The 6,245-nt window shown below is 70.9% G+C and carries 5 protein-coding genes and 1 pseudogene; 4 read left to right on the top strand and 2 right to left on the bottom strand.

Annotated features, from left to right (window positions below):
* Together ABZE72_RS15185 and ABZE72_RS15180 are read left to right on the top strand one after the other, a co-directional pair.
* Positions 1–188: pseudogene (locus ABZE72_RS15185) on the top strand (RDD family protein); the annotation flags it as partial.
* A 99-nt stretch (positions 189–287) separates the two neighbouring features.
* Complete coding sequence (locus ABZE72_RS15180) at positions 288–1,103, top strand: LppX_LprAFG lipoprotein (RefSeq protein WP_372729872.1); 816 nt, start codon at positions 288–290, stop codon at positions 1,101–1,103.
* A 28-nt stretch (positions 1,104–1,131) separates the two neighbouring features.
* Here the strand turns inward: ABZE72_RS15180 and ABZE72_RS15175 are convergent, their stop codons facing one another.
* Complete coding sequence (locus tag ABZE72_RS15175; RefSeq protein WP_372729871.1) at positions 1,132–1,848, bottom strand: DUF4191 domain-containing protein; 717 nt, start codon at positions 1,846–1,848, stop codon at positions 1,132–1,134.
* 32 nt (positions 1,849–1,880) lie between these two features.
* Positions 1,881–2,846, bottom strand: a complete 966-nt coding sequence (gene lipA / locus ABZE72_RS15170) for a lipoyl synthase (protein WP_372729870.1) — start codon at positions 2,844–2,846, stop codon at positions 1,881–1,883.
* A 73-nt stretch (positions 2,847–2,919) separates the two neighbouring features.
* Between lipA and ABZE72_RS15165 the strand changes: the two genes are divergently transcribed.
* On the top strand, positions 2,920–3,345 hold the full coding sequence (locus tag ABZE72_RS15165; RefSeq protein WP_372729869.1) for a hypothetical protein: 426 nt from the start codon (positions 2,920–2,922) through the stop codon (positions 3,343–3,345).
* A gap of 116 nt (positions 3,346–3,461) precedes the next feature.
* On the top strand, positions 3,462–6,245 hold a 2,784-nt coding region (locus ABZE72_RS15160; protein WP_372729868.1), incomplete at its 3' end, for an Ig-like domain-containing protein.

The following is a 6,245-nucleotide window of genomic DNA, read 5'->3' as shown; positions in this document are numbered from 1 at the left end:
TGCGCGTCGTACGGGTCGACGGGCGGGGTCAGTCGATCAGCCTGCTGATGGCGTTGGCCCGCAGCCTGCTGATCGCCGCGGTCCTCCCACCGCTGGTCTTCCGGGCCGACGGTCGCGGGCTGCACGACCTCCTCGCCGGTTCGGCGACGGTCACCCTGCAGACCGCGAAGAGCCTCGCCCGTCGCTGAACCCCCTCCGGGCTGAACCTCTGCCGGACTGAACCACTACCGGCGCGGGCCGAGCAGAGGCATGCTGGAGGGGTCGACACGACACCGGGGAGGCTGCTCATGTCCAGGTCCGTACACGTACGCCGCGGGGTCGCGGCGCTGCTCCTGCCGCTCGGCCTGCTGGGGGCGGCCGGTTGCGGGGGAGAGGACACCGAGGCGACCGACGACCCCGGCGCCAGCGCCTCGGTCGACGTCGACGCCGGTGGTGACCAGGTCGAGGCCGGCAGCGCGGTGGACGTCAGCGACTTCGTCGCCCTGCTCGCCCAGTCGCTCGAGGGAGGCGGCACCGCCCACCTGACCATGGAGATCGAGGGCGGTCCCTCGTCCATCTCGGCCGAGGGCGACATCGACTACGAGGACGCCCCGCCCTCGATGATGCTGAGCATGACCATGGCCGGCATGTCCGGGCAGACGATGGAGATGCGGATGGTCGACGGGATCGTCTACCTCAAGGCCGACATGACCGGGCAGAAGTACCTCTCCCTCGACACCACCGACCCGAGCAACCCGCTCGGCTCCGCGCTCACCGATCAGCTCGACCCCCGGTCCATGTTCACGGCGATGGAGGAGTCGATCGAGAGCGTGACCTACGTGGGCGAGGACGAGGTGGACGGGGAGGAGATGCGGCAGTACCGCGTCCAGCTCGACTCGGCGGCGATGGCCGATCAGCTCGGCCCCGACGCCAGTGCCGGGGACCTGCCCGAGGTCGTCACCTACGACATGTGGTTCGACGAGGACGGGCGCTACCGCCAGATGTCGGTCGACCTGGGAGCGAGCAACGGCACGGCGCGGATGACGTTCTCCGACTGGGGGGAGCCGGTCACGATCACGGCGCCGCCGGAGAGCGACATCATGGAGATGCCCTCGATGGGCTGACCCGGCAGATGGACCGGGGGAAGCAGCCTCAGCGGCCCTTCATGTTCTGCCGCATGCCGCGCATGCTGGTCGGGACCGGACCCTTGGGCAGCGGCAGCGCCGACCGGTTGGCGTCGAGCGCCTTGAGCCGGTTCAGGACGTCGGTCATCTGGGCGGGCTTGACCTGACGGCCGAGCTTGGTGACCGTGCGGGCCAGCTTGCCCAACGGCACCTGACCGGGCTCGTTGCCGCAGACGAGCTCGTGGATCGGGATGTCGGAGGCGACCCGCTCGTGCTTGCGCTTCTCGCCGGCCAGCAGCGGACGCAGGCGGTTGGCGTTGCCCTCACCGATCAGCACGATCCCGGGAGGGCCGACCACCCGGTGCACGACGTCCTGCTGGCGGTTGAACGCGATGGCGGGGTCGGTCTTCCAGCCACGCTTGAGCATCCGCAGGGCGGCAGCGGCAGCGCCGGGCTGGCCGTCCATCTGGCCGTACGCCGCCTTCTGGGCGCGGCGGCCGAAGACGATCAGCGCGGTCAGGGTGCCGAACATGAGGGCGCCGACGATCGCGATCACCAGACCGATCCAGCCCTGACCGGGCAGGATCGAGAAGAGCACGAACCCGACGGCCGCAGCGACCAGGAACGAGCCCAGGATCCACAGGCCGATCCGGCGATCGGTCTTCTTCGCCATGCGGTAGGTCTGGACGAACTGCTGCCGCCGAGACATCTTGTCGGGGTCGGTCACCTTCGGGGCCTTGGCCATGACTCAGTGCTGCCTCTTCGTTCCGGAGTGGGTCACGCGGAGTGGGTCACGCTGGTGGACTCGCTGGGAGTCCCCTCGCGGGCATCCATCGCCTGACGGTACAGGCGTCCGGCACGGTACGACGAACGCACCAGCGGGCCGGACATGACGCCCGAGAAGCCGATCTCGTCGGCCTCGTCCTTGAGCTCGACGAACTCCTGGGGCTTCACCCAGCGCTCGACGGGGTGGTGACGCGCCGAGGGGCGCAGGTACTGCGTGATCGTGATCAGCTCGCAGCCCGCCTCGTGCAGGTCGACCAGCGCCTGGCTGATCTCCTCGCGGGTCTCGCCCATGCCGAGAATCAGGTTGGACTTGGTGACCAGGCCGAAGTCGCGGGCCTGGGTGATCACGTCGAGCGAGCGGTCGTAGCGGAACGCGGGCCGGATCCGCTTGAAGATCCGCGGCACGGTCTCGACGTTGTGGGCCAGCACCTCGGGCCGCGACTCGAAGACCTCGGCGAGCAGGTCGGGCTTGCCGTTGAAGTCCGGGATCAGGTTCTCGACGCCGGTGTCCGGGTTGAGCTCGTGGATCGCGCGCACCGTCTCGGCGTACAGCCAGGCGCCGCCGTCGGGCAGGTCGTCGCGGGCGACCCCGGTGATCGTGGCGTAGCGCAGCTCCATCTTCTGCACCGACTCCGCGACGCGACGAGGCTCGTCGCGGTCCAGCGGGAGCGGCTTGCCGGTGTCGATCTGGCAGAAGTCGCACCGACGCGTGCACTGGTCGCCGCCGATGAGGAAGGTGGCCTCGCGGTCCTCCCAGCACTCGAAGATGTTGGGGCAGGCCGCCTCCTGGCAGACGGTGTGCAGACCCTCCGACTTCACGAGGTTCTGGAGGTGCTTGTACTCCGGTCCCATCGTGGCTCGGGTCTTGATCCACTCCGGCTTGCGCTCGATGGGGGTCTCGGCGTTGCGGACCTCGAGGCGAAGGAGCTTGCGGCCGTCAGGAGCTGTGGCTGTCACGTCGAGCAACTCTACGCCGGGAGGGTGGGCCACCCAATTCGGTCGTGACCCCGGCCACTACCGTCGTCGCACCATGAAGACGACCCCGACGGCGTCCCTGCGACGCTCCGCCGCCACGCTCACCCTGCTGTTCGCCGCCACCCTGCTGGCCGGCTGCTCCTCGAGCGACGACGAAGGTGCCTCCGCGGAGTCCGGCACGAGCTCCGGTGTCACCGCGGAGAGCCCGTTCTCCTCCGAGCTGTCCGGGCCCACCGAGGCCGAGTCCGGCGACCGGCTCGTCCTCACCCTGACCAACTCCGGCCGGCTGCCGGACGCCTACCAGGTGGCGGTGGAGCCGTCGGGCGCGGCGACCCTGGAGCGGACCGAGTTCCGGCTCGGACCGGGGGAGAGCGTGCGGTTCGCCGTCGATGTCGAGCGCACCCCGTTCGTCGTACGCCTCAAGAGCATCGGTGGCGGCCTGCCCGAACTGGTGGCGCTCACCGTCGGAAGCGCCGACTGAACCGGTCTGGACCACCCTTGACCCGTGTCACCAAAGGGCCCCCGATGCGTTGGACCGGGTCGGAGCCTGACCGGTTTCGTCTGTCGTCGTCGCTGAAACATGTCTCAGGAGCTCGTGTGCGTCTCACCGCCCGTGTCGTCACCGTCCTCACGGCCTCGCTGCTGGCGGTGGGCACCCTCACCGTCCCGGCCCACGCCGCCTCGCCAGTGCTGGTCTCCTCCAGCCCGGCCGCCGGCTCGACGACCAAGACCAAGCCGAGCTCGGTCTCGCTGACCTTCGACCAGGCCGTGGCCACCTCGTCCACCATCACGGTGACCGCCCCGCCCGGTACGTCGCCGTGCACCAAGTCGACCCAGACGGCGCCCTCGACCACGATCAGCTGCACGTTCACCGGGCTGCCGCAGGCCACCGTGAACGACGGCACCTACACGGTCAGCTACGTCGCGAAGTCGACTGGCACCGACCCCGACGGCACCGGCTCCTTCCAGTTCGTGCTCGACACCGTCGCACCGTCGGCGCCGACCGGCCTGGCCATCAGCCCCAGCCCTTACCTGGCCGCCAGCGAGACGCTGACCGTGACCGGCGCGTCCGAGCAGGCCAGCGACTCGGTCCGGGTCAGCCTCAGCGGTGGCTCGAGCGTGAGCCGGACCGTCTCGCCGGCCGCGGACAAGAGCTTCTCGGCCGTCTTCACGGCTGCCGAGGTCGCCGGACTCTCCGACGGCACCGTGACCGCCAGTGCGACCAGCACCGACGTCGCCGGCAACACCGGCCCGGCCGCCACCCGGACGGTGGTCAAGGACAGTGCCCGGCCCACGATCGTCTCCACCGACCCGGCCGACGGCGGCAGCAAGAAGCCGGCGTCGTTCGCGTACACGGTCAACGCCAGCGAGACCCTGGCGTCCTCCAGTCGCGTCGACCTGTTCGACGCCACCCAGACCCAGATCGCGGTCGCCACCTCGGTGACCTCCAGCACGGTCAAGGCCACCCCCGGCGCCCTGCCCGACGGTGCCTACACCGCGAAGATCCACCTGGTCGACGTCAACGGCAACACCGGCAACCCGGGCGGCGCCCCGAGCGTCCGTACCTTCACCATCGACAACACCGCCCCCGCCTCGCCGAGCATCACCACCCCGCTCGCGCCGATCAACCGCAGCAACCAGGCGGCGTACCCGGTCGCCGGGACCGGTGAGGCGCGCGCCGTCGTGACCGTCAGGGTCGGATCGGCCACCAAGACCGTCACGGTCGCCGGCGACGGCACCTGGAGCACGCCGGTCGACACCTCTGCGCTATCCGACGGCTCGGTCTCGGTGACCGCCACCCAGACCGACGCCGCCGGCAACGTCAGCCCGGTCTCCTCCACCGCGTCCACGTTCAAGGACACCGTGGCGCCCGCGATCACCGGCCAGGCCGTCACGCCCGCCCGGATGGGCTCCGCCACCCTCGTGGCCACCGTGACCGGCTCGGTCAACGACGGCGGGGGCCCCCTGCCGCCGGCGGGTTCGGAGAGCGACGTCCCGGTCACGCTCACCGCCGACGACACCGACCCGACGACCGCGCCCGTGGTCGTCGAGGGCCGCACGAACAGCTCGGGTGGCTTCTCGCTGCAGGTCGACACCAGCACGCTGTCCGACGGCACGATCAGCTACCGGGCGGTCGCCACCGACGCGGCCGGCAACCCGTCGCCCGCCGTGTCGGTGAGCAACACCAAGAACACCGTGCCGCCCGGCATGCCCACGGTCGCGATCAGCCCCAAGCCGATCAACAACGCCAACAAGGCCGCGATCACCGTCTCCGGGTCCACGACGGGCACCTCGGTGAGCATCACCCTCACCGACGGGACCACCACGATCGGCCCGTTCACCCCGACCGTCTCCGGGGGCACCTACTCGCAGTCGGTCAACACCACCGCTCTCGCCGACGGCATCGTCACCGCCTCCGTCGTGCCCAGGGACGCGGCCGGCAACACCGGCCCCACCGGGACTGCCGAGGCGGTCAAGGACACCGGCGTGCCGAGTGCGCCGACCTCCGTGGCGGTACCGCAGTACCTCACCAGCGGCACCCTCCCGGTCTCCGGTCGTGCGGAGCCCGGCAGCACCGTCACCGTCGTGGTCAGCGACAGCGCCAGCACGCCGGCCACGGCCACCCGATCGGTCGCCGTGCCGACGGACGGCGCGTGGGAGCTGAGCGTGAACGTCTCCGCCCTCGCCGACGGGGTGCTCACGCTGTCGGTCAAGGCGGCCGACGCCGCGGGCAACGTCAGCCCGGCCACGTCTCCGGCGCCGGAGACGTTCAAGGACACGGTGGCGCCGGACCGGCCGGCCTCGCTGAGCGCCACCCCGTCGCCGTACATCCCGTCCAGCACGACGTTCACCGTGGCCGGTACGACGAGCGACGCCGACCGGTCGACGTCCCTGACCGTCGACATCACCGTGGCCGACACGGACCCGGCGACCGCCGACCTCACCGTGAAGAACGTCGCGGTCACTCCCGGCGCACTGCCGTTGAGCCCGGGCTCGTTCAGCCACGCCTTCAGCTCGACGCAGATCCGGACGCTGCGCGACGGCGCCCTCACCGTCACCGCGGTCCTCCACGACCGGGCCGGCAACGCCAGCGCTGCGCGCACCGCCACCGCGGTGAAGGACACCACCCTGCTGGCGCTGGTCGCCACCGCGCCCGACACCGCCCCCAGCGGAGCCGGCGGCACGGTCGAGGGGCTCACCAACAACGCGAGCCGGACCTCGGCCACCTTCAACGAGGCGATCACGCCGACCACCCACCCGGCGGAGACGCGCTCGACGATCACGATCAAGAATCGGAACAACGTGACGGTGGCCGGGGTCGGCAGCGTCTCCGGCGAGACCATCACCTTCACGCCCAGCTCGCCGCTCTCCGACGCCGGC

The organism is Nocardioides sp. (genome assembly GCF_041600255.1).
GTDB lineage: Bacteria > Actinomycetota > Actinomycetes > Propionibacteriales > Nocardioidaceae > Nocardioides.
Note: the sequence above shows the minus strand (reverse complement) of the source record. Positions and strands in the feature narration are given on the sequence as shown.

What these genes read in the sequence shown, in the direction of transcription:
- ABZE72_RS15180 (WP_372729872.1), top strand. Translation starts at nt 288, where the DNA reads ATGTCCAGGTCCGTACACGTACGCCGCGGGGTCGCGGCGCTGCTCCTG.
- ABZE72_RS15175 (WP_372729871.1), bottom strand. Translation starts at nt 1,848, where the DNA reads ATGGCCAAGGCCCCGAAGGTGACCGACCCCGACAAGATGTCTCGGCGG.
- ABZE72_RS15165 (WP_372729869.1), top strand. Translation starts at nt 2,920, where the DNA reads ATGAAGACGACCCCGACGGCGTCCCTGCGACGCTCCGCCGCCACGCTC.